At 67.5% G+C, this 295-nt stretch carries 1 pseudogene; it reads right to left on the reverse strand.

Annotated elements, in window-relative coordinates:
• Window positions 1-45 precede the first annotated feature (45 nt).
• Window positions 46-295 (reverse strand): annotated as a pseudogene (locus tag KVT32_RS29715) (hypothetical protein); the annotation flags it as partial.

The following is a 295-nucleotide window of genomic DNA, read 5'->3' on the forward strand; positions in this document are numbered from 1 at the left end:
CCTGGCTCCAGCCGCGCTCGGCGCGCAGGTCGCGGATCAGGTTCTTCATTGATCGATCAACTTGCGCACGAGCGCGACAACGCCGGTCGCGCCGCAGAGCACGCACCAGACGGTGAACATCGACACGCGCGGAAAGCCCGCGTTCTCGAGGAAGCCGTAGGTGAAGCTCAGGCCGGCGGTGATGGCCGCGGCGAGCGCGATGTTCTCCAGCATCTGACGGCGCAGGTATTCGTCGATGCGCGCCAGGTGGCGCGCGATGGCCCAGATACCGGCGCCGAAGCCGATCATCGGGCTG

Origin of the sequence: Achromobacter sp. GbtcB20, from assembly GCF_019091095.1 — a bacterium.
GTDB lineage: Bacteria > Pseudomonadota > Gammaproteobacteria > Burkholderiales > Burkholderiaceae_B > Achromobacter > Achromobacter mucicolens.